The 21428-nt window shown below is 62.8% G+C and carries 21 protein-coding genes, 6 tRNA genes and 1 other RNA gene; 16 read left to right on the top strand and 12 right to left on the bottom strand.

All coding sequences use genetic code 11. The features are described 5' to 3' along the window. Positions 1-124: 124 nt before the first annotated feature. Positions 125-970, bottom strand: a complete 846-nt coding sequence (locus ACWTU8_RS29150; protein ID WP_455850859.1) for a tetratricopeptide repeat protein — start codon at positions 968-970, stop codon at positions 125-127. A gap of 150 nt (positions 971-1120) precedes the next feature. Further along, positions 1121-1393 carry a 30S ribosomal protein S21 gene (gene rpsU, locus ACWTU8_RS29145; protein ID WP_023675331.1) on the bottom strand — a complete coding sequence of 91 codons (273 nt, stop codon included), beginning with the start codon at positions 1391-1393 and terminating at the stop codon, positions 1121-1123. A 389-nt stretch (positions 1394-1782) separates the two neighbouring features. Between rpsU and ACWTU8_RS29140 the strand changes: the two genes are divergently transcribed. Together ACWTU8_RS29140 and ACWTU8_RS29135 are read left to right on the top strand one after the other, a co-directional pair. Then, positions 1783-2292 carry a ferritin-like domain-containing protein gene (locus tag ACWTU8_RS29140; RefSeq protein ID WP_455850858.1) on the top strand — a complete coding sequence of 170 codons (510 nt, stop codon included), beginning with the start codon at positions 1783-1785 and terminating at the stop codon, positions 2290-2292. Then, the gene (locus ACWTU8_RS29135) at positions 2279-2722 is read left to right on the top strand and encodes a DUF6766 family protein (protein WP_455850857.1); all 444 of its coding nucleotides are present in this window, start codon (positions 2279-2281) and stop codon (positions 2720-2722) included. The genes ACWTU8_RS29140 and ACWTU8_RS29135 overlap by 14 nt, the downstream gene beginning before the upstream one ends. 85 nt (positions 2723-2807) lie before the next feature. Here ACWTU8_RS29135 and ACWTU8_RS29130 read toward each other — a convergent pair whose 3' ends face one another. Together ACWTU8_RS29130 and ACWTU8_RS29125 are read right to left on the bottom strand one after the other, a co-directional pair. Then, a complete protein-coding gene (locus ACWTU8_RS29130) occupies positions 2808-3194 on the bottom strand; it encodes an SET domain-containing protein (protein ID WP_455850856.1) in 387 nt (128 codons plus the stop codon). Positions 3195-3315: 121 nt separating this feature from the next. Further along, positions 3316-4074 (bottom strand): SDR family oxidoreductase, encoded by a 759-nt coding sequence (locus ACWTU8_RS29125; protein ID WP_455850855.1) that lies wholly within the window; start codon positions 4072-4074, stop codon positions 3316-3318. A gap of 179 nt (positions 4075-4253) precedes the next feature. On the opposite strand from ACWTU8_RS29125, the gene ACWTU8_RS29120 reads away from it, so the two are divergent. The 6 genes from ACWTU8_RS29120 (at position 4254) to ACWTU8_RS29095 (ending at position 10628) form a co-directional block, all read left to right on the top strand. Beyond that, positions 4254-5012, top strand: coding sequence for a hypothetical protein (locus ACWTU8_RS29120; protein ID WP_455850854.1), 759 nt, complete (start codon positions 4254-4256; stop codon positions 5010-5012). Between the two features lie 128 nt (positions 5013-5140). Next, the gene (locus ACWTU8_RS29115) at positions 5141-6394 is read left to right on the top strand and encodes a sarcosine oxidase subunit beta (RefSeq protein ID WP_455850853.1); all 1254 of its coding nucleotides are present in this window, start codon (positions 5141-5143) and stop codon (positions 6392-6394) included. Positions 6395-6482: 88 nt separating this feature from the next. Continuing rightward, positions 6483-6779 carry a sarcosine oxidase subunit delta gene (locus ACWTU8_RS29110; RefSeq protein ID WP_455850852.1) on the top strand — a complete coding sequence of 99 codons (297 nt, stop codon included), beginning with the start codon at positions 6483-6485 and terminating at the stop codon, positions 6777-6779. Beyond that, complete coding sequence (locus ACWTU8_RS29105; RefSeq protein WP_455850851.1) at positions 6776-9769, top strand: sarcosine oxidase subunit alpha; 2994 nt, start codon at positions 6776-6778, stop codon at positions 9767-9769. Before ACWTU8_RS29110 ends, ACWTU8_RS29105 begins: the two co-directional genes overlap by 4 nt. Continuing rightward, entirely contained in the window at positions 9762-10343 is a 582-nt protein-coding gene (locus ACWTU8_RS29100) for a sarcosine oxidase subunit gamma (RefSeq protein ID WP_455850850.1), read from the top strand. The genes ACWTU8_RS29105 and ACWTU8_RS29100 overlap by 8 nt, the downstream gene beginning before the upstream one ends. 54 nt (positions 10344-10397) lie before the next feature. Next, the gene (locus tag ACWTU8_RS29095; protein ID WP_455850849.1) at positions 10398-10628 is read left to right on the top strand and encodes a hypothetical protein; all 231 of its coding nucleotides are present in this window, start codon (positions 10398-10400) and stop codon (positions 10626-10628) included. Between the two features lie 80 nt (positions 10629-10708). Here the strand turns inward: ACWTU8_RS29095 and ACWTU8_RS29090 are convergent, their stop codons facing one another. The 4 genes from ACWTU8_RS29090 to ACWTU8_RS29075 all read right to left on the bottom strand — a co-directional run bounded on the left by ACWTU8_RS29090 (position 10709) and on the right by ACWTU8_RS29075 (position 13330). Next, positions 10709-10948, bottom strand: coding sequence for a DUF680 domain-containing protein (locus ACWTU8_RS29090; RefSeq protein ID WP_455850848.1), 240 nt, complete (start codon positions 10946-10948; stop codon positions 10709-10711). Positions 10949-11170: 222 nt separating this feature from the next. Beyond that, positions 11171-11815, bottom strand: a complete 645-nt coding sequence (locus ACWTU8_RS29085; protein ID WP_455850847.1) for a TetR/AcrR family transcriptional regulator — start codon at positions 11813-11815, stop codon at positions 11171-11173. 178 nt (positions 11816-11993) lie between these two features. Next, the gene (locus ACWTU8_RS29080; RefSeq protein ID WP_029348059.1) at positions 11994-12488 is read right to left on the bottom strand and encodes a MaoC family dehydratase; all 495 of its coding nucleotides are present in this window, start codon (positions 12486-12488) and stop codon (positions 11994-11996) included. Positions 12489-12514: 26 nt separating this feature from the next. Beyond that, on the bottom strand, positions 12515-13330 hold the full coding sequence (locus ACWTU8_RS29075) for an SDR family oxidoreductase (protein WP_455850846.1): 816 nt from the start codon (positions 13328-13330) through the stop codon (positions 12515-12517). A gap of 470 nt (positions 13331-13800) precedes the next feature. Here ACWTU8_RS29075 and ACWTU8_RS29070 point away from each other — a divergent pair, with 470 nt between their 5' ends. Continuing rightward, positions 13801-14028 carry a hypothetical protein gene (locus ACWTU8_RS29070; RefSeq protein WP_455850845.1) on the top strand — a complete coding sequence of 76 codons (228 nt, stop codon included), beginning with the start codon at positions 13801-13803 and terminating at the stop codon, positions 14026-14028. 33 nt (positions 14029-14061) lie between these two features. Here ACWTU8_RS29070 and ACWTU8_RS29065 read toward each other — a convergent pair whose 3' ends face one another. From ACWTU8_RS29065 to ACWTU8_RS29050, 4 genes are all read right to left on the bottom strand, one after another. After that, positions 14062-17193 (bottom strand): efflux RND transporter permease subunit, encoded by a 3132-nt coding sequence (locus tag ACWTU8_RS29065; protein ID WP_455850844.1) that lies wholly within the window; start codon positions 17191-17193, stop codon positions 14062-14064. After that, a complete protein-coding gene (locus ACWTU8_RS29060) occupies positions 17193-18347 on the bottom strand; it encodes an efflux RND transporter periplasmic adaptor subunit (protein ID WP_455850843.1) in 1155 nt (384 codons plus the stop codon). The genes ACWTU8_RS29065 and ACWTU8_RS29060 overlap by 1 nt, the downstream gene beginning before the upstream one ends. Positions 18348-18562: 215 nt before the next feature. Further along, the gene (locus ACWTU8_RS29055) at positions 18563-18871 is read right to left on the bottom strand and encodes a LysR substrate-binding domain-containing protein (protein WP_455850842.1); all 309 of its coding nucleotides are present in this window, start codon (positions 18869-18871) and stop codon (positions 18563-18565) included. Positions 18872-19166: 295 nt separating this feature from the next. Further along, positions 19167-19595, bottom strand: a complete 429-nt coding sequence (locus ACWTU8_RS29050) for a CBS domain-containing protein (RefSeq protein ID WP_455850841.1) — start codon at positions 19593-19595, stop codon at positions 19167-19169. Between the two features lie 409 nt (positions 19596-20004). On the opposite strand from ACWTU8_RS29050, the gene rnpB reads away from it, so the two are divergent. From rnpB to ACWTU8_RS29015, 7 genes are all read left to right on the top strand, one after another. Beyond that, positions 20005-20306: RNase P RNA component class A (gene rnpB, locus ACWTU8_RS29045), an RNA gene on the top strand. A 59-nt stretch (positions 20307-20365) separates the two neighbouring features. After that, positions 20366-20442, top strand: a tRNA-Pro gene (locus tag ACWTU8_RS29040). Positions 20443-20504: 62 nt separating this feature from the next. Continuing rightward, positions 20505-20590, top strand: a tRNA-Leu gene (locus ACWTU8_RS29035). A 20-nt stretch (positions 20591-20610) separates the two neighbouring features. After that, a tRNA-Ser gene (locus tag ACWTU8_RS29030) sits at positions 20611-20702 on the top strand. A 20-nt stretch (positions 20703-20722) separates the two neighbouring features. Continuing rightward, positions 20723-20807 (top strand) — tRNA-Tyr (locus ACWTU8_RS29025). 55 nt (positions 20808-20862) lie between these two features. Next, positions 20863-20936 (top strand) — tRNA-Cys (locus tag ACWTU8_RS29020). A gap of 53 nt (positions 20937-20989) precedes the next feature. Then, positions 20990-21082 (top strand) — tRNA-Ser (locus ACWTU8_RS29015). The last annotated feature ends 346 nt before the right edge of the window (positions 21083-21428 follow it).

The following is a 21428-nucleotide window of genomic DNA, read 5'->3' as shown; positions in this document are numbered from 1 at the left end:
AACATCCCGAGCGTTCCGCCGAAAACTTGGCGCGATCAAGGCGGGGGTCAATGCACAGTCATTGAAGGTTTCGAAGCCATGCCAAACGGCAGGCCTGCCATATCAGGCCCAACGCTGCCGTCGGTCAGCCGGTGCTGGTGCGCGCCAGGCCGTCCTTGGCCGGCTGGTAGGTGGGGTTGAGGCGCACTGCCTCGCGGTAGGATTTTGCCGCCTTGGCCTTGTCGCCGCGCCGCTCGTAGATCAGCGCCTGGTTGGACCAGGCCTCGGCATTCTTGCCGTCGAGCTTGATCGCCATGTTGATGTCGGCGAAGGCATTGTCCTCGTCGTTCATGGCGAGGTAGGAGAGGCCGCGGCCATTGTAGGGGTCGGCGGCGTCCGGCGCCAGCGAGATGGCGGTCGAGAAATCCTCGATGGCGAAAGCGTGCTGGCCCTGGCTCTGGTAGATCAGGCCGCGATTGTGGTAGGCGCGGGCGTCTGTCGTGTCGAGCTGGATCGCCTTCTGGAAATCGTTGAAAGCTTCCTGGATGCGGCCGGCTTTGCGGTAGAGGTTGCCGCGGCCGATATAGGCGGCGTCATAGTCGGGATTGATCTGGATCGAGCGGTTGTAGTCGGCAAGCGCGGCCGCCTGGTCGCCGAGGAAGCGCCGGATGAGAGCGCGGTTCGAATAGGCCTGGTAGAAATTCGGATTGAGCTGGATGGCGGTGTCGAAGTCCTTGAGCGCCGCCTGATACTGGCCGCCGCGGCCATAGGCGGAGCCGCGCACATTGTAGCCTTCGGGATCCTGGGGACTGCGCTGGATAACCGCCGACAGCGAGGAGATGTTCTCGGCCGACCCTTGTGCCTTGTCGATGTTGGTGAATTCGCCGGTCGGGGCTGTCTGGCAGCCGGCGAGCGCCAAGCCGGAAAGCAGGGCTGCCGTCAGGGCGAAGCCGCGCATCGCGGTTCTGCGCTCCACGCTTGTTGCGTTCATATCTGCTCTGTCCTCACTGCCCGCCGCGCCGTCAGGTCTGTTCCGTCTCCGAACCGGCCCTCTCCGAACTGGTCGAATTCAACAAAAAGGTGGCGGCGATTACGCATCGCGCCACCTTGGGTATCCTTCGAAAAGGACGAAAAATTGGCGTCAGAACCGCGGCGGACGCGGAGCACCTGCACCAGCAGCACCAGCCGCCACCGGACGCGGCGTCATCGGCAGCAGACCCTCGCGCTGGGCGCGCTTGCGGGCCAGCTTGCGGGCGCGGCGAACGGCTTCCGCCTTTTCGCGGGCGCGCTTCTCGGAAGGCTTCTCATAATGTCCGCGCATCTTCATTTCGCGGAAGATGCCTTCGCGCTGCATCTTTTTCTTGAGCGCGCGAAGCGCCTGATCAACATTGTTGTCGCGGACGAGTACCTGCACGGGCAATCCTGTCTTTCGGGTTTGTTAACAACAGGCAAGTGGCCATAGTCGCTTGCCTCCGCGGCGGTCTACACCACGAATTGTGGCGGCTGATAGCAGAATCATGCCGCTCTGTCCACTGCCGAAACGAAAAACCCGCCTCGGCGGCGGGCCGTCGGCGCAAATCAGCACCACGTGCAAATCAATAACATAACTGCCGTCAGAAGCAAGGAATTACGACCTCTGGTAGTTCGGGGGCTCTCCGCACCGATGAGCGATCGTTGGCGTTTTCTCCGCCACCGATAAATCCTGCTGCCCAATCGGGCAAACGGTCAGCCTGGCTCTATCAACGAAGGAACAAACCTCGTTCCCCATGGTTGTTTCGCATAGGCAAGCACAGGAGAAAACCGATGTCAGAGACTCGTGAATGGCTCGTCCAGTGGCTCAGGGACGCGCATGCGATGGAGGAGCAGGCCGAAACCATGCTGAACGGCCAGCTGAGCCGGCTGGAGAGTTATCCCGAACTCCGTGAGCGCATTAACTTGCACGTCGACGAGACGAAAGGGCAAGCCGCACGCCTCAGAACCTGCCTGGAACAATTGGGCGAAGATACGTCCACGCTGAAGGACGCGGGGGGCAAGCTGTTGGCCATGGCGCAGTCCCTAAGCGGCGTCTTCGCCGGCGACGAGGTGATGAAAGGCTCACTCGCGAGCTACACATTCGAACATATGGAAATCGCCTCATACACGATCCTCATCGCAGCCGCCGAATCCCTTGGCGAAACAGAAGTCGCCCGGGCCTGCGAACAAAACCTGCGTGAGGAGGAGGCGATGGCCGAGTGGCTGAAAAACAAGCTGCCCGCGACTACGGAGCAGTTCCTGGCTCGCTCGGACTCGGACAGCGACAATGCCAAACGATGAAAGCGATAAGCCGGCGGGCAAGCCGAAATCACCTTCGGTGTGGCGCGCCTACAGCTACGCCTGGATTACGCTCGCTTTCTTTATTCTGTCGCTCGTCGGCCACTGGGGGTTCGGCTGGTTCGCTTATCTGAATGAGCAAAGCGCGCTCGGCCAACCGGCCGATGTCAGCGGCTATGTGGTCGAGATGAGCCGCGACACGCTCGAGAACTGGCAGTCGGAATTCCTGCAACTGCTCTGGCAGGTCGGCGGCCTGGCGTTCCTGCTCTTCGTCGGTTCGCCGCAATCGAAGGAGAGTACCGACCGGATGGAGGCCAAGATCGACGCGCTTCTTAGGCTTGTCGATCCGAAGAAAGGCAAGGAGGCGATTCGCGAGTTGGACCTGCAATATGACGGCCGCCACACCGACGAGCCGCACGCCCACCGGAACTAAGCTGGGGTTGGAAACGTGGCCCGGAGCCGATCATCGCTCCGGGTCGTTTGATTCGCAACAGAGCAATTGGCGACAGGCTCTCCCTCTATGCCGTGGCCAGATGAAGCCGCTCGAAATCCTCGAAGAATTCGCCGTAGTCGCAGGTTATTTCTTCGCCCGCCGCAATGTCGCGGATCGCGGTTGCGCCACCATACTGCGAGAAATCCGTGTTCGGCCTTTCGGCGTGGTTCATGAAGCGCCCATTGTCGACTTCATAGACCATGAATCCGGGCCGGTCCGGGCTTGGATAGGCATATCTGTCGAGCAATTCCCTGAGATGCGGCGGCGCGGCCTTATATTTTTCCGTCGGGATCAACCGGTCGAAGTCAGTATCGAGCTGCCAGATCGACGCTCCCTTCCTGATCGGCTCGGCGGCGAATACGCCGACACCCTCGATTGTGCTAGCAGCGATGTAGGTCCTGATCAGCAGCATGTTTTAGGCCCGTCTTCGACAGCATTCTTCGAACAGAAAACGCAATCGCTAAATCGCGCCAAGAAAGCAAGGCCGGTTTTGCAACATGCCGCGTCCCATCGTTCGCCGACGGGAAAACGCCTCACGTCCGGCTGATCGAAACACCGCCATCGGCAAACAGCGCGGTTCCGGTGGTGAAGCTCGACGCATCCGACGCCAGATAGAGGGCCGAACGGGCGATCTCTTCAGGCTCGGCAACGCGCTTCAAGGCATGCAGGTTTTCGACGAAGGCTCGCGATTCAGGTGTCTTGAATGTTGCCGAAGGCGTATCGGTGCCGCCCGGCAGCAGCGCGTTGACCCGTATGCCTTTCGCGCCGTATTCGGCGGCAAGCACCTGCGTCAATCCGATCAGCCCGGCCTTGCTTGCGGCGTAACTGGTCATGCCGGGCATGCCGACGGTATGGCCGACGAAGGTAGAGGTGAAGATCAGCGATCCGCCGCCGCGATCGACCATCGCCGGCACCTGATGTTTCGCGGCTAGAAATGCGCTGGTCAGGTTGGTGTCGAGCGTCTCTCGCCAGCCCTGCAGCGACAGTTCCGAAATCGGACCCATCTTGCCGACCGAGCCGGCGTTGTTGAAGGCGATATCCAGCCCGCCGAACCGGCCCACCGCAAGATCGACAAGGGCCTTGGCATAGGCCTCGTCGCGGACGTCGCCGGCAAGAGCAATGGCCGTGCCGTCGGCCTCCTCGATTTCAGTGACGAGCGCGTCCAGCTCTGCCTGGCGACGGGCAGCGACGACCACCTTGGCGCCTTCCTCGGCAAAGAGTCTTGCCGTGGCGTGGCCGATGCCGGAACTGGCGCCGGTGACGATGGCGACCTTGTTAGCGAGTGCGAGCATTGTTTTCATCCCTTTCTTCGCGCCAGCGTCGCCGGCAATCGGGATGGTGATCGCAGTCCGCGGCGGGGCAAGCCACCCGATACGTGCGAAGGCATCTGTCAAGATTTCTTGACGCCGGGCGGACGCCAAGCTACCAAAGCCGTCATTCAACATTGCGGGTGGACGCGCCACCCATTCCAATGACCCCCCAAGACATGATGAGCAAGTTGCTGGAGCCCGGCTATGAGGGCGACAGCGAGTTGACGTTCGCTCTTCAATCGGAATTTCACAAAGGCTTTCCCCTTGAAAACCTCCGGCCGCTGCTGACGTCCGGCAACCTTCATACTCAGGCCGCCGCCGCTTTTTTGGTGGCCGAGATCAGCCCCAGGCTAAGCTTCAACATGAATTGCGTTGTCGCGGAGATCGCCAACCTGCTCGACAGCAAGATTGCTGGGATCAGGTTCGATGCAATCGAAGCGCTTCTGGGATGCACGACGCCGGCGGATGGAGCCATTCTCGGCCGTGTCATGCTGCGGCTGGACGACGAACATGCCGGCGTTCGATGGAGGGTTGTTCAATTCATCTGCCTCGCAGAGCGCTGGCAACTACGGCTTGCAGTTGAAAATGCCGCGGTCGTGCGTCCGGACTCGGCTTTTGGGACGTTGGTCAACGCTTACGGCCAGCATTTCATGCCGAGTTCCAAGGACCTACCACGGTTGCTCGAGCATCCGGATGCGCTGTTGCGGCGCTTTGCTGCGGCAGTGGCTATCAGGCCGCGCGAGGTGATCATCGAGCGCTTCGTGACCATGGCGGAGCAGTCGGATGATGCGGAAATTCGTAAAATCGCTGCCGATTGCCGCCAAGGTTATCTGCGGCCGACCTATGCAATTGGGCCGTCCATCCTGAAGCGTGCTCCGGCTGAACCGTCAAAAGGCGAAGCTCAAAACAGCGGCCGTTGAAGGCACGGCGCAAAACGGCAAGCGCCGTCGCAAACAGCGCAAGGGTGGCAGCGCTGTTTCGCTAGTGATACACCTCGCGCGCCGGCGCTCGATTGGATGCCCGGCCGCTATTCTGCGAGGCTGGAACGTTGAAGAAATATTCGGTATTCGCCATCGCCCGCGAGGCCATGCGCGGCCACAAGGGCTGGGAGGAACAGTGGTCCTCGCCAGAGCCGAAGAAGGAGTACGACGTCATCATCGTCGGCGCCGGCGGCCATGGCCTAGCCACCGCCTACTATCTCGCCACGGTGCACGGCATCACCAAAGTCGCGGTGCTGGAAAAGGGCTGGCTCGGCGGCGGCAATACCGGTCGCAACACCACCATCATCCGCTCCAACTATCTCTATGACGAAAGCGCCGGCATCTACGACCATGCGCTGAAACTGTGGGATGGGCTCAGCCAGGAGCTCAACTACAACGTCATGTATTCGCCGCGCGGCGTCATGATGCTGGCCCATAATGTCCACGATATCCAGGTGCTGAAGCGCCACGTCCATGCCAACCGCCTGAACGGCATCGACAATGAGTGGCTGACGCCGGAAGCCGCGAAGGAATTCTGCCCGCCGCTCAATATTTCGCGCGATGCCCGCTATCCGGTGATGGGCGCGACCCTGCAGCGTCGCGGCGGCACCGCCCGCCACGATGCCGTCGCCTGGGGCTATGCGCGCGGCGCTTCGGCGCGCGGCGTTCACATCATCCAGAATTGCGAGGTCACCGGCGTCAAGCGGGCGCCGAACGGTGCGGTCATGGGCGTCGAGACGACGCGCGGCTTCATCGGCGCCAGGAAGGTCGGCGTCGTTGCCGCCGGCCATTCGTCCGTCATCATGAACATGGCCGGCGTGCGCATGCCGCTGGAAAGCTATCCGCTGCAGGCACTGGTGTCGGAGCCGGTCAAGCCGGTATTCCCTTGCGTGGTGATGTCCAACACGGTGCACGCCTATATCTCGCAGTCCGACAAGGGCGAGCTGGTCATCGGCGCCGGCACCGACCAGTATGTCTCCTATTCGCAGACCGGCGGCCTGCATATCCTGCAGCACACGCTCGACGCCATCTGCGAGATGTTCCCGATGTTCACCCGCATGAAGATGCTGCGGAGCTGGGGCGGCATCGTCGACGTGACGCCCGATCGCTCCCCGATCCTGGCCAAGACGCCGGTGCCCGGCCTCTATGTCAATTGCGGCTGGGGCACGGGCGGCTTCAAGGCAACGCCCGGCTCGGGCCATGTCTTTGCCCACACCATCGCAAAAGACGATCCGCACCCGATCAACGCCCCCTTCACCATCGAGCGCTTCCGCACCGGCCGCCTGATCGACGAGGCGGCGGCGGCGGCGGTGGCACACTGATGAAGGCCCGCTTCGTGATGTTGGGTCACTGGCTTTGCGATCAACCGGCCGGCGCCCGCGTCGGCCCCGGCGAATTGTAGGAACAACCATGCTTCTCATCCGCTGCCCCTATTGCGAGGAAGAGCGTCCGGAACTCGAATTCCGCAACGCCGGCGAGGCGCATATTGCGCGTTCGGCTAACATGGCCGTCGAGAGCGATGACGACTTCGAAAAGTTCTTCTTCATCCGCTCGAATCCCAAAGGCATCATCTATGAGCGCTGGCGGCACATGCATGGCTGTGCGCGGTTCTTCAACGCCGTGCGCGACACCGTCAGCGACAGGTTCCTGTTGACCTACAAGGCCGGCGAGCCCAAGCCGGCGAAGCTGCCGGGAGCCTCCAAATGATCGCAGCCTTCCGCATTCCCGGCGCCGGACGCCTCAGGCAGGCAGAGACTGCCAGCTTCAGCTTCGACGGCCAATCTTATGCCGGTGTCGAGGGCGATACGCTGGCCTCGGCGCTGCTCGCCAACGGCGTCCATCTGGTCGGCCGCTCGTTCAAATACCACCGGCCGCGCGGCTTTCTGTCCGCCGGGGCGGAAGAGCCCAACGCGTTGGTTGAGATCAAGCGCGACTCCGCCAGGAAGACACCAAATGTCCGTGCCACCGTGCAGGAGCTTTATGACGGGCTGGCGGCACAGTCACAGAACCGCTGGCCGTCGCTTTCCTTCGACGTCAGTGCGCTCGGCGACATCGCCTCGCCGCTGCTTTCGGCGGGCTTCTACTACAAGACCTTTATGTGGCCGAAGTCCGCCTGGAAAAACTTCTACGAGCCCAAGATCCGTGCTGCGGCCGGGCTCGGCGTCGCCCCCGACCAGCCGGACCCCGACCATTATTCGGCGCGCTTCGCCCATTGCGACGTATTGGTGCTGGGTGGCGGTGCGGCCGGCATTGCCGCAGCACTGGCGGCGGCCGAGACCGGTGTGCGCGTCGTCCTTGTCGACGAGCAGGCGGAGTTCGGCGGCAGCCTGCGTTTCGAGAGCGGCGCGAAGATCGATGGCCAGGACGGCTTTGCCTGGGCGCAGAGTGCGGTCGCGACGCTCAAGACGATGGACAACGTCCGTGTGCTGTCCCGCACCACGGCCTTTGGCTATTACGCGCAGAATTTCGTCGGGCTGGTCGAGCGCGTCAGCGACCATTTGCAGAACCCCGGCCGCGACCTGCCGCGCGAGCGGCTGTGGCAGGTCCGTGCCAAACGCGTGGTGCTGGCGACCGGCGCCATCGAGCGGCACATGGTGTTTGCCGACAACGACCGGCCCGGCGTCATGCTGGCGTCGGCGGCGCGCTCCTATCTCAACCATTATGGCGTCGCGGTCGGCAGGAATGTCGGCGTCTATACGGCCAATGATTCCGCCTATGCGGCGGCAATCGACCTGAAGAAGGCCGGTGTCGGCGTGGCGGCGATCGTCGATCTGCGCGACAACCCGACCGGGCCGGTGATCGACGAGGCGAGGGCGCTCGGCATCGAGGTCAATTTCGGCCGCGCGGTGATCCGCGCCGGCGGCAAACTGCGCGTCTCATCGATGACCGTGCAGCCGAAGAATGGCGGCGGCGAACGTACCATCCCCGTTGACGCGATCCTGATGTCGGCCGGCTGGACACCGTCGGTGCATCTGTTCTCGCAGTCGCGCGGCAAGGTTGCCTTCAACGACGAGACGAAGCGCTTCGTGCCCGGCACCTATGCGCAGGACTGCGTCTCCGTCGGCGCCTGCAACGGCACGGACGGGCTATCGGCGACGATCGACGAGGCCTATGCGGCGGGCGCCAAGGCGGCGAAGGATGTCGGCGCCAACACCGCCAAGGGAAACAAGCCGAAGGTCGACGCCAGCGAGAGCTGGTCGCGCGGCATGCTGGGTGCGGCGCCCGGCGCCGGGGCGGATACGACGGTCAAGGCCTTTGTCGATTTCCAGAACGACGTCACCGCCAAGGACATCCGCCAGGCGGTGCATGAAGGCATGCGCTCGATCGAGCACGTCAAGCGCTTCACCACCAACGGCATGGCGACCGACCAGGGCAAGACCTCGAACATGCACGGTCTGGCAATCGCCGCCGAGACGCTCGGCAAGCCGATCCCGCAAGTCGGCCTGACGACGTTCCGGGCGCCCTATACGCCGGTGACCTTCGGCTCGATCGTCGGCCATGCGCGGGGTCCGCTCTTCGACCCGACTCGCAAGACGGCGATCCATCCCTGGGCCGAGCGCCAAGGTGCCGTGTTCGAGGATGTCGGCCAGTGGAAGCGCGCCTGGTATTTTCCAAAGGCGGGCGAGGACATGCACGCCGCTGTCGATCGTGAGTGTGTCACGGTGCGCAAGACGGCCGGCCTGTTCGACGCCTCGACGCTGGGCAAGATCGAGGTGGTCGGGCCGGATGCGGCGAAGTTCATGGAACTGCTCTACACCAATCCGTGGGAGAAACTGGAGCCCGGCCGCTGCCGCTATGGCATCATGCTGCGCGAGGACGGTTTCATCTATGACGACGGTGTCGTTGGCAGGCTTGCACCCGACCGTTTCCATGTGACGACGACGACGGGCGGTGCGCCGCGTGTCATGAACCATATGGAGGATTACCTCCAGACCGAGTTCCCGCATCTCAATGTCTGGCTGACGTCGATCACCGAACAGTGGGCGGTGATCGCCGTGCAAGGACCGAAGTCTCGGGACATCATCGCGCCGCTGGTCGAAGGCATCGACATGTCGGACGAGGCGCTGCCGCATATGTCGGTGCGCGAAGGCAGGATCTGCGGCGTGCCGACAAGGCTGTTCCGGATGTCGTTCACCGGCGAACGCGGCTTCGAGGTCAACGTGCCGGCCGACTACGGCCAGGCCGTCTGGGAAGCGCTATGGGCCGAGGGCCAGAAGCATGGCGCCTGTGCCTACGGCACCGAGGCGATGCACGTGCTGCGTGCCGAAAAGGGCTACATCATCGTCGGCCAGGACACCGACGGCACGGTAACGCCTAACGATGCCGGTCTCGATTGGGCAGTCGGCAAGAAGAAGACCGATTTCGTCGGCATTCGCGGCATGCTGCGGCCGGACCTTGTCGCCAACGGCCGCAAGCAACTGGTCGGCCTGAAGACCAAGGATCCTAAGGTGGTGCTGGAAGAAGGCGCGCAAATCGTCGGCGATCCGAAGCAGGCGATCCCGATGACCATGATCGGCCATGTCACCTCCAGCTACTGGTCGGAAAATTGCGGCCGCTCGATCGCGCTGGCCCTGGTTGCCGGCGGCCGCGACCGGATGGGTGAGACGCTTTACGTGCCGATGCCCAGCGCGACGATCGAGGTGGAGGTCACCGGCATGGTGTTCTTCGACGAGAAGGGGGAGCGCCTCAATGGCTAAGGCTGCCGCGAAGAAATCTGCCGCCGCTGCGCCGTCAGTCGAACGCCGCCCGGCTCTCGCCGGTCAGGAGCTTTCCGCAACCGGCGTCACGCTTGCCGTGTTGCCACCGGCAGAGCGCATTTCGCTGCGTGCGCCGGACGCCTCGGTCGCGGCGCTTTCGAAGGCGCTCGGCGTAACCCTGCCGCAAAAACCCAAAACCTCGGCGGCAAAGGCCGGGCGCACGGCCTTGTGGCTTGGGCCGGACGAATGGCTGGTCATCGATGAGGTGGGAAAAGACCCGCTCGCCGACTGCGCCGAGGTGACAGTACTGCATTCGGCGGTCGGCATCTCGCATCGCAACGTTGCCATATCGGTCACCGGCCCGGCAGCGGCGGCGACGATCAATTCAGGCTGTCCGCAGGATCTGTCGCTCGACGGCTTTCCGGTAGGCGCGGCGTCGCGCACCATTCTCGGTAAGGTCGAAATCGTGCTGCTGCGCACCGCGTCCGACGCGTTCCGCGTTGAATGCTGGCGTTCCTTTTCCGATTATGTCTTTACTTTCCTGTCGGAGGCGGCCCGCGACGCAGCGGCATAACGTTCGCTGCGCCCGACCGTTTGCCGGAGCCGGAGCAAGTCGAGGGAGATGTCGATGCCGTCGAAATCAGCGCCGAATCCACCAGTCCAGAAGACGCCGGCCGTTCGCTCTCTCGAACACGAGCCGCATGAAGGCTCAAATATTGAAGAGGAACTTGAGGAAGGCCTCGAGGATACGTTTCCGGCCAGCGATCCGGTGTCGATCACCGGGACTTCGATTTCGGGCGCTCCCGCAAGGCCCGGCAAGGCCAAGATCGTGGCCGGAATGAAGAAGCGCAGGAAATAACTTCCGTCCGGCGGAGTCTGGCTGAAATGGCCACGAAAGCGGGCGGTCAGGATTTCCTACCACCCATTTGTTTTCGAACCTCAGAACGTGCTGGGCACGATCCACGGATCGATGTCGATGCCGAGCCGCGGATCCTCGTTTTCAGTCGAGCCCTTGTGGGTCGCCGGGCCTGTCTCTTCGACCGATCCGGTCGCGCCGCAATCGAGCTTGACGTGGGTGTCGGCGCAGGCTGCGGCCGGCTTGCCGGGCTGGCTCTGGCCGGCGAAGGCAGCGCTCGAGAATGCCAGGACGGCCACGAGGGCGAAGATCGTCTTTTTCATTGTCTGTCTCCAGTTTAACCGCTGAATCTTTTCCGTACATGTACGATGTAGCGTACATATACGCCCGACAGTCGCGGGGTTCAAGTCAGAAGTCGTACATGTACGAAAAAGTTTTATGTGGATGTTGGGAATCGCGCCGCGCCAGCACGCGACGAGTTGCACACGCGGTGCCGTTCACCCGTGCCGTACAAGATCTTAAGCTGTCCGAAACCGAAGGAACCTTCAGCAGTTGGCCGGCGTCTCGGTCAGCGGCGGCACGTCCTGGGTGGCCAGCGCGGAAAGCGTGAAGTCGCACATCCGTTTCACGAACGCCTGCTGGTCGCCGAACGGATAAAAAGGAAAGGTAATCAGCAGCGAGATCGTGCCGTGGCCGACCGCCCATAGCATGGTGGCAATGGCGCGCGGGTCGCCCTTCAGCTTGCCGGCGGCAACGCAGGCCTCGACCCTATTGATCAGCACTTTCATCAACGGGTTGCCCCCTTGCATTTCGGCGAAGGTCCTGCCTTCAGGGGGCTTGACCTTTTCGGTCATGAATATCGTGCGATACTCGTTGGGATTGCCAAGGCCGAAGGCCGCGTATTCGGTCATCACGACTTGCAGCGCCTCGATCGGATCGTCGGCCGGGTGATCCTCGATACGCTTTGCCAGGGTCTCGAACGCATCCTCGGCCAGCGCGAACAAAATGTCCTGCTTGTCGGCGAAATAGGAATAGACCGACATTGGCGCATAGCCGACGCGCTTGGCCAGCTTGCGGATGGTGAGGCCTTCATAGCCTTCCTCCTGCACGAGCTTGTGCGCTGCATCGACAAGTTCGGAGCGCAGTTCGGCCTTTTGTTTCTCGCGGCGTGTCTGGACGCTGAGCGGCAATTTTCGCCTGTCTTCCGTTAGCGGCTGTTAGTGGCTGGCTAATTCATATACGCTGTACGGAAACGGACAAGGCGTTGTCAAATCAAGCATTGGGAGCGGAGTCGCGGCGCTCCGATTGGCGATACCCCTCGGTCGGCCGGCACATGAAGATCATCTCCGCCGGGGCTCGTTGAGCCGTTCAGGCCGCTTCCGGCTGGCGCTCGATCAATGTCAGCGTCAGCCAGCGCGCGGTCAATGCCGGTTTTTTCGAACCCTCGATCTCGATGGTCACATCATGCGCCGTCTGCACCCAGCCCGACGGCCTGACCTTGACGTCGGCCAGCACGAAACGGGTGCGGATGCGCGCGCCGGTCTTCACAGGCGCCAGGAAGCGCAGCGAATCGAAGCCATGGTTGACGCCCATCTTGCTGTTTTCGAGCGGCGGCATGGTCTCGAAGGTCATCGCCGACAAAAGCGAAAGCGACAGGAAGCCATGCGCGATGGTGCCGCCAAACGGCGTCTCGCGCTTGGCGCGCTCCGGATCGCAATGGATGAACTGGTGGTCGTCCGTGGCATCGGCGAACTGGTCGATCATGCGTTGCGAAACCACCCGCCACGGCGACACGCCGACTTCCTTGCCGACGCTGGCCAGAAGCACATCGAGACTGATCGGTTCCACGCTGATGTCCTCCATTTCAACCGTCCGGAACGCGAGCGGCTTCATTCCTTGAACAGTGTCAGCCCATGCTGCACCGACTGCCCGCCATCGATCGGCAGGATGGCGCCGGTGACATAGCTGCCGGCTCGGCTGCACAAATAGAGCGTTGCGCCGGCAATGTCATCCGGCGCGCCGATACGGCCGATCGGAACATGGCCGCCGACATGCTTGGCCTGGTCCTCGGTCGCGGTGGCAAAGGCGGTCATCCGGCTCTGGAAGGGGCCGGGGGCGAAAGCGTTAACGGTGATGTGGCGGGCGGCGAACTCGATCGCCAAGGTGCGTGTCAGGTGGTGAACCGCGGCTTTGGAGGCAGAGTATGAATAGGCGTCGTCGGCCAGCGGCTGCGTACCCATCACCGAACCCAGATTGATCACCCGGGCCGGATCGGCATCGCTGGCGGCGGCGTCGAGCAGCGGCAGGAGCTCGCGCGTCAGATGGAAGACGGCAGTGACGTTGACACCGAACACCTTGGCCCAGGCATGGTAGGGGAAGGTTTCCAGCGGCGCGCCCCAGGAAACGCCGGCATTGTTGACCAGGATATTCAGCCGTTCGGTCCGTGCCTTGACCTGGGCAACCAGCGCCGCGATGCCAACCTCGCTGGAGACGTCGCCGGCAAAGCCCTCGGCTCGGCCGGAGCCGCCGAGGCCGTTCAGTTCGCCGGCAACCCTGATGCAATCCTCGCCCTTGCGCGAGGCGATCATCACGGTAGCACCGGCCCTGACCAAAGCGGTCGCCGCCATGCGCCCGATGCCGGTCGCAGCCCCGGTCACCAGCGCGGTCTTGCCGGCCACCGAAAACAGCTCATCCAGATAGCTCATCGCAATTCCTCCGCGCGCCCTTGCCTCGCCCAGCAGAAGGCTCGCGTTGACAAGGCTTACCGAAGTACGATCATCCTCTCCACGGGTAAAGTCCCGGACTCACGTGACAGCGGTCGTGCCCGCTGGCCGACGCGATGGGGGCGCGTGCCTACGAACTGGCCAAGCCGAATGGCACGGTCCTGAATCAGAATAGCTCGAGGTTACGTCCATGTGGTTACACCGGTTTGTCGGGGTTGTCCTTGTGTCGATGGCAAGTACAATTTTCGCCGAGGCCGCGGACAAGTTCCCGCCCTTTTGGCGCAAGTCGATGACCAACGACCCGAGTACGATTTTCTCAAGAAATATTCGATCCCTTTGGATGATCCAGCCGCGACCGCAGTTAGAAATATCATGCTGGCGCGAGTTATCGGCGCCGAATGCCAGTGGTCCAAGCTCAATAAGGCCAAGGTCAGAGCCTTGCGATAGGATGATTGAGCCGCTCACGCCTGCAACTCAAAGCAGCCGCATTCGAAGGTGGTAGTGCGCTGCGTAGTTTTAACTACCAGGATCTCGCCCACCTTTGCGCCGGCATCGACTATCAATTTGGACCGAACGGGGTGCTGATCGCGGGTGCCGTTTCAACTGGCAAGGGTGAACCAAAGTATCCCTTTGATCCGAGAAATCCATATTTTCGACTGCCGGATTTCACAGGCAATTAGTTAAACGGCATCCTCTCCGCAAAACGGAAGGGCCTACTCAGCCGGCTCGACATTGGTGTAGGCGGCTTCCTCGAGCTCGCGCTTCAGCCGCGATGCCTCTTCCACCTTCGGCGTCACGAAGCGGCCGAGCAGGAGATAGGCGACCGGGGTCAGGAATAGCGTCGAGACGGTGGCGAGACCCAGCCCGCCGACGATCACCCAGCCGAGCGCGATGCGCGCCTCGGCGCCGGCGCCGCTCGCCAGCACCAGCGGCACGCCGCCGAGCACGGTGCAGATCATCGTCATCATCACCGGCCGCAGCCGGATGGTCGAGGCCTGCTCGATCGCCTCGCGGACGCCGAGCCCGCGGTCGCGCAACTGATTAGCGAACTCGACGATCAGGATGCCGTTCTTGGCCATGACGCCGACCAGCAGCACCAGGCCGATCTGGCTGTAAGCGTTGAGGCTGGTGCCGCTGAGCAAAAGGGCAAAGATCGCGCAGGCAAGACCGAGCGGCACCGTCGCCATGATGATGACCGCACTGACGAAGCTCTCGAACTGAGCGGCGAGCACCAAAAGGATGATGACCAGCGAGAAGCCGAAGATGGTGATCATGGCGCTGTTGGTCTCGCCCAGCGTCGCCGCCTCGGCCAAGGGGACGATGCGGCTGCCCGGCGGCAGGAGCGGCGTGGCGATTGCCTCGGCGCGGGTGAGCGCCTGGCCGAGCGCGAAATCGCCGCTGAGATTGGAGGTGATCGCCACCGACGGCTGCTGCTGCTCGCGGGTCAGCGAGGGCGGCACGGCGCGCTCGGTCAAGGTGGCGATCGTCGACATCGGCACGAAGCGGCCGTCGGCCGTCTTCAGGAAGATGTTCTCCAGGTCGGTCGGATCGTTGATTGGGTTGGTCGTCGAGACGAGCTTCACCCCGTAGCTGCGGTCGGCGATGTAGACGTCGACGACATCATTGCCGTCGAGCATGGCCTGGAAAGTATCGGCAAGCCCGGTGATGTCGATGCCGAGGTCGGAAGCGCGCTCGCGGTCGATGGCCACCGAAAGCTGGGGTTGCGTCGGGTCGACGGAGAGCCGGGGCGACTGGAAGCGGGCGTCCTTCCGCATCTCGGCGATGATCTTCACAGCAGCGTCGCTGAGCGCCGCGCGATTGTTGCCAACCAGCGCGAACTGCAGGCCGTTGCCGGCGCCGCGAATGCCGAGGCTGTTGGGCTGCATCGGAAAGACGCGCACGCTCGGCACCTGCCGGGTGAGCCGGCTGATGTCGGCCATGATCTGCTGCTGGCTGCGGTCGCGCTCGTCCCACGGCGCCAGCGTCATCACCATGAAGCCGGCATTGTAGGCGCCGTTCCGGCCGGCGCTCTCGAACGTATTGCGGATTTCGCCGGAATCGCGCAGCGGCTGGATCAGCTTCTCGATCTTCTGCATCTGCTCGGTCGTGTAATCGAGGCTGACGCCTTGCGGCGCGTCGACGCGCATGAGCACGACGGCACGATCCTCGGTCGGCGTCAGTTCCTGGCGAATCGTGCCGAACAGCGTGAAGGCGGTGGCTGCAAACAGCAGCGCGACCAGGAGTACGATCCACGGCGCGTCGAGGCAGGTGCGCAAGCAGCGCCGGTAGAGCGTGTTCAGTGCACCGCCGATGCGGGCGCCGATGCCGCTGCCGCCTTCGTGGTGAAGCGGCGCGGCCGACAGCATGCGTGAGGCAAGCATCGGACAAAGCGTCAGCGCCACGACGGCGGACAGAAGCACCGATATGGCGAGAACGAAGCCGAATTCGCGGAACAGGCCGCCGGTCTGGCCGGGCAGGAAGGAAATCGGCACGAAGACTGCGACCAGCGTCAACGTCGTGGCGATGACGGCAAAGAACACTTCCTGGGCACCAAGCACGGCTGCGGCGCGTGGTCCCATGCCTTCGTTGCGTCGTCGCACGATGTTTTCCAGAACGACGATGGCGTCGTCGACGACCAGGCCCGTCGCCAGCACCAGGGCGAGCAGCGTCAATATGTTGACCGAGAAGCCGGCGAGATAGATGGCGGCGATCGTCCCGATCATGGCGACCGGCATCGCAAGCCCCGGAATGAGCGTCGCGCGCCAGTCGAGGAGAAACACGTAGATGACGATCAGCACGATGGAGACGGACAGGCCGAGTGCGATCTCGACCTCATGCACCGCGCCGTTGACGAAGACCGCATCGTCGCTGGTGACCTTGATCGACATGCCCTGAGGCAGATCCGCTTGCAGCGCGGCGACTGCGGCCCTGACGCCGGTCGAAATATCCAGCGTGTTCGATTCCGCCTGGCGGATGATGCCGAGACCGATGCCGGTCTTGCCGTTCGAACGCAACGTGGTCTGGCCGATATCGGGGCCGAGCGTGACGGTGGCGACGTCGCGGATGCGGGTCGTGCCGCCGATGATGATGTTTTCGAACTCCTCCGGCGTGGTCACGTCCGCCGTCGGACGCACGATCAGGTCCTGGTTGGTCGTGGTGATCGAGCCGGCCGGCGAATCGAAAGCGACCGAAGCCAGCGCTGTCCTCAGGTCGGCGACGGTGAAGCCCAGGCTGGCAAGTTTGTTCTGGTCGACATCGATACGGAAGATCTTGTCGCGGTCGCCATAGACCTGGACGTCGGCAACGCCGGGCACGGCGGCAAGCTCGTCCTCGATCTGGTCCTGGACCAGCACCGTCATGTCCTGCACCGACATGGTGTCGGAGGTGACAGCCAGCCGCATCACCGGCTCGGAATTGGCGTCGGCCTTGACGATGCGCGGCGCATCCGCCGTGTCCGGCATCTGGTCGACGACGCGGCCAACGCCATCGCGCACATCGGAGGCGGCGACGTCGAGGTCGACGCCGTCGTTGAATTCGATGGTGACGCGACTCGTGCCGAAGGACGAGGTGGACGAGATCGTCTTCACACCGGAGACGCGGGCGACCGCGCCCTCAATCACGTCGGTCAATTCGCGGTCGACGGTCTCGGCCGCAGCGCCTTCAAAGGTCGTGTTAACGGTGACAACGGCGCGATCGACATCCGGCAGTTCGCGGACTTCGACACCGTAGAAGGCAGCAAGGCCGGCGACCGCGATCAGCGTGTTCAAGACCAAGGCCATCACCGGCCTGCGGATGAACAGTGCGGTGAAGCCTGTATCGCTGGCGGCGTTGTTGGTTGCGGTCATCAGCCGTCGGCGTCCGCGGCGCGCTGTTCTTCGCCGGCGATGCGGACCGCGCTGCCTTCGCTAACGCTCTGGGTGCCTTCGGTCACCACCATGTCGCCGCTGACGATCGGGGCGTCGATCAGCACAGTCTCGGTGTTGCGCTGGATGATGCGCACGGCCACCCGCTTGGCCTTGCCGTCCACGATGGCCCAGATATAGGCACCGTCCGAACCCCACTGGATCGCCAGCGGACTGACCGCCGGATAGCTGTCGCCGGGGAATTTCATGGAGATCTGGAAGGACATGCCGGCACGCAGCGAATCGGCCGGGTTGGCGATCTTTGCCTTGACCAGAAGGGTACGGCTGGCTTCATCGATGTGGTTGTCGATAGCGGAAACCGTACCGGTATAGGCTTTGTTGGGATTGGCGATCGGCGTTGCCGACAATTGCGCGCCGATCTTGACGGCGGCGGCGAAGCGCTCCGGCACCCAGAATTCGACCAGTATGCTGGAGCGGTCGTCGAGGGTGGCGACCGCCGACTGGCTGGTCACATAGTTGCCGGCGGCAATCGGCAGGATGCCGACGACGCCGGCAATCGGCGCGACGATCGAGCGGCGCTGCAAGGCCAGTTCCGCATCGCGAAGCGCCAGCTTGGCATTGGCCAGCACCACTTCGGCATCGGCAACGGCGACCGCTGTCGCAGCGTTGGAAGCCCGCAGCGATTTGACCCGGTCGAGCTTGGCCTGCGCGTCCTGCAAAGCAACTTTGGCGCGGTCCTGTGCGATCACCTCGGTGTCGGAATCGAGGGTGGCGATCACCTGCCCCTTTTCGACATGGGCGCCGGACTCGACCAGGAATTCGACGAGGCGGCCGGAACTGTAGGGATTGACCGTCACCGAGGCGTTGGCGCGGCCGGTGCCGATCGCCTGCAGGCGATCGTTGATGATGGCGGCGGCTGCCGGCAATGCGACGATAGCCACCCGCTGACCGGCGGCGTTGCTGCTGCCTGCTTGCCCGGCGTTATCGACGGCGCCCGTTGGTGGCGTTGCGGCATAAGCCCAGTCGATGCCCCAGCGCGCCAGCACATCCGGCGCGCCTGGAAAAAAGCGAACCCAGGCGGCCGCAGCCGCGACGAGGATCACAAGTGCAAAAACGATCTGTTTCCAGGTGGCCATCGGCGCTCCGGTTGGCAAATATACCGCCTACGGTTCCCAAGGTGAAGTAGACGCGACGGCGCACTCCGACCCGCAGGATGACTCGTCGATATCAAAGCTTTATGGCAATTCTCCCGCTCGCTTGCACATTAAATCGCTGTAACGTTGATAGGGGCTACGCTCGGTCAAAACCGGATCAGCCGGCTGCCGCCAAAGGGTGGCGCGCTGGATCGGCTTCAGATGTTGCTAGCTTTGCTGTCAATCATCTTCAAATCGAGGCGCGGAATGAGAAAGTCCAAGAATGCTTTAACTTTGCGGGGCTGAACGCGGCCTCCAGGCCGGATCGCATAGAGCGTTGGTTCGGGCTCCGCCCACTTGGGCAGGACACGAACCAGTCTTCCGGCGGCAACGTCCGACTTGACGCGCGCATGGTTGGTCATGAACAGGCCAACTCCCTCCAGCAGGAACCCCTGAAGAGCTTCTAGATCGCTGGCGACGGCCACTGCTCGCACTTTGAACTGGGGCACCGAACTGACATCGCCCAATCGTAGCTCTGAGCCACGGCAAGAGTGCAAGCGGAAACGTGCAAAATACCAGTGCAGCCCGGGGGCGTCATCGATGCTCCCGGCATATATGGGCGGGAAGGTGTGGCTAGGGCTCGGTCGAGCCGTCGCTTTGGGCTCTTTGAGACGCGACAACGCTAGAGGCCATTTCGAACCGACTCGTGCCGCCGCTGCTCTTTTTGTTGAGCATCGGATGCCCCACACCGGTACCCACTTTGGGTCCGATGCTAGTGCGGGCCGCTGAACTCAGTCCGATCTCGCCTGCCGGGCAGAGCGCTTACGTCGCGTGTGCGCCGCCGGGGACGACCACGCCGGACATCGCGATTCCGACGGTTGCCGGATCTTCCTTCAGCGCCGCGTCCGCGAGCGAGACCACACCCACAAGGCGCTTGTCGCGGTTGAGGACAGGCAACCGCCTGACCTGGATGTCACCCATGTTCTGGACGACGTGCTCGATATCTTCGTCCTCGAAGCAGTATTTGACATCCGTGGTCATCACGTCGCGGACCGTCGCGTTGCCGTCCTTGCCTTCGGCGACGGCACGTACGACGATGTCACGGTCGGTGATTGATCCGACGAGTCGGTCGTTTTCTCCGACGGGCAGAAATCCGACGTCATCAACCGCCATTCGTTTCGCGATTTTCTGGAGCGACTCGCCAGGACTGGCGAGATGGACGTTGGGGGTCATTATCTCAGCGATTTTCATGGTGAAGCTCCCTGTTCGTGCCCAGAACGGCACCAGCGGACGTTTAGCGATATTGGCCTGGAAGATTTGTTGAGGACCTCAGGCCTGTCGCGCTGCGACGCTCGCTCGGCGGTCCCGTTCTTCGCTGATGGAACTAACAGCCGGGCCGAATGGTTCCAGCCGGTTTGGCCGCGCCGCCATGCAGATCGCCGGAACGCTCGGGCTCCGGTCCCGTTTGCGGTGAATGCCCCTTGGCAGACCGGACATGGGGCGCGTGATGCTTGAACTTTCCCGTTTTGTTCGCATATTTAACTGGCAGAACCGGAGACGGTCCGCCGCATGGGGATAGTTAACTCTGGCCCTGTGCGGCTCAAATTTTCTAGGTGAGAACGTTGGGATCATGGCGGTCCAGCCGGTCCACCAGAAGAGACCAGATCTCCGGGCTGCCACGCACTAAGCGACGAATGTCGTGGAGCGAGGAAAGTCCGGGCTTCGCCGACACACCCCAGCAGGTAATGCCTGCCCGCCGCGAGGCGAGCCACGGCAACAGAGACGAGCCGTCCCAGTCGGGACGGGTGAAACGGGCGACAGGGTGGGGGAAGCAACCGCAAGAAGTGCCCTGTGACCTGTGTCGGGGAGGGCTTTGGTGGCGGGCAAGGAGGCGCCTGGCGACAGGCGTCCAAGAGGAATGGCAGCCCTCGACAGAACCCGGCTTACAGGGGATCTGGTCTCAAGCATCTGGTGGCGAGAACCGGCAGACGCGTACGGCTCGGCCTATGGGCTCGGAGAGCCGCAGTGTAGCGCAGCCCGGTAGCGCACCTCGTTTGGGACGAGGGGGCCGCAGGTTCGAATCCTGCCACTCCGACCATCCCGGTTCGCGATCTTTGCGAACGCGGCGCGAAGCTGGAAAAGCACTTGCGGACGTGGCGGGCGGACGTGGCGGAATCGGTAGACGCAGCCGGCCTAAACCCGGCCGGGTATTCCCGTTGCGAGTTCGAATCTCGCCGTCCGCACCAAAATCGGGCTGCACCAATATGGAGGGGTGGCAGAGCCCGGTTGAATGCGCCCGCCTTGAAAGCGGGTAGGCCCGCAAGGGCCTCAGGGGTTCAACTCCCTCCCCCTCCGCCAGCGGCAGACCTTGGATATTCGGAGGGGTGGCCAAGCGGTTAATGTTAGCAGTCTGTAAAACTGCCCTCTTAAGAGTTCGTAGTTCGAATCCTACTCCCTCCACCAATCATTGTCCGTCAAGCGATGCAGGAGGTGGCGTCCCTTAGAAGCGAAGCGTCAAGGCGCCGTGGGAGAACGGCTATCCAGCGGATTGCAACTCCGTGTATGCCGGTTCGAGTCCGGCTGGCGCCTCCAAATTATCCACAACTGATCAACGGCTGGCAATAGGAAGAGTGGAGCTGACAAATGGAAGAGTGGCCGAGCGGCTGAAGGCGGCGGCTTGCTAAGTCGTTATGCGGGGACACCCGCTATCGGGGTTTCGAATCCCTCCTCTTCCGCCAGCGGCATCAGGCTGTGGATTAACCGAAAACGAGCATTGCTGTCGTAACCCCATCCCTGCAGCCAACATGGCTCGATCTGACTGAAACCCGGGGAACGCAGCACGATGCCAAGCCGGCAATGGAATTAGCAGGTTCTTTCACCAAAAGGTGCTTGACACGAAACCGATGCTTCCCATATACGCCTCACCAACGAGGGCGGTGCGCCGCTGGCGACGAAGCGGTTCGCTTCTAGATCTGCCCTCTGCGAAATTCAAGAGAGCCGCGTGAGCGACACTCGAACGGCCCCGAAGCCAAAAGCGTACGGGCCACGACCTCGCGTCTGCGATGTCTGTTCTTTGACAATTGA

The organism is Mesorhizobium sp. BHbdii (assembly GCF_053848045.1).
The sequence above is the reverse complement of the archived record's forward strand: the minus strand, read 5'-3'. Positions and strand labels throughout refer to the sequence as shown.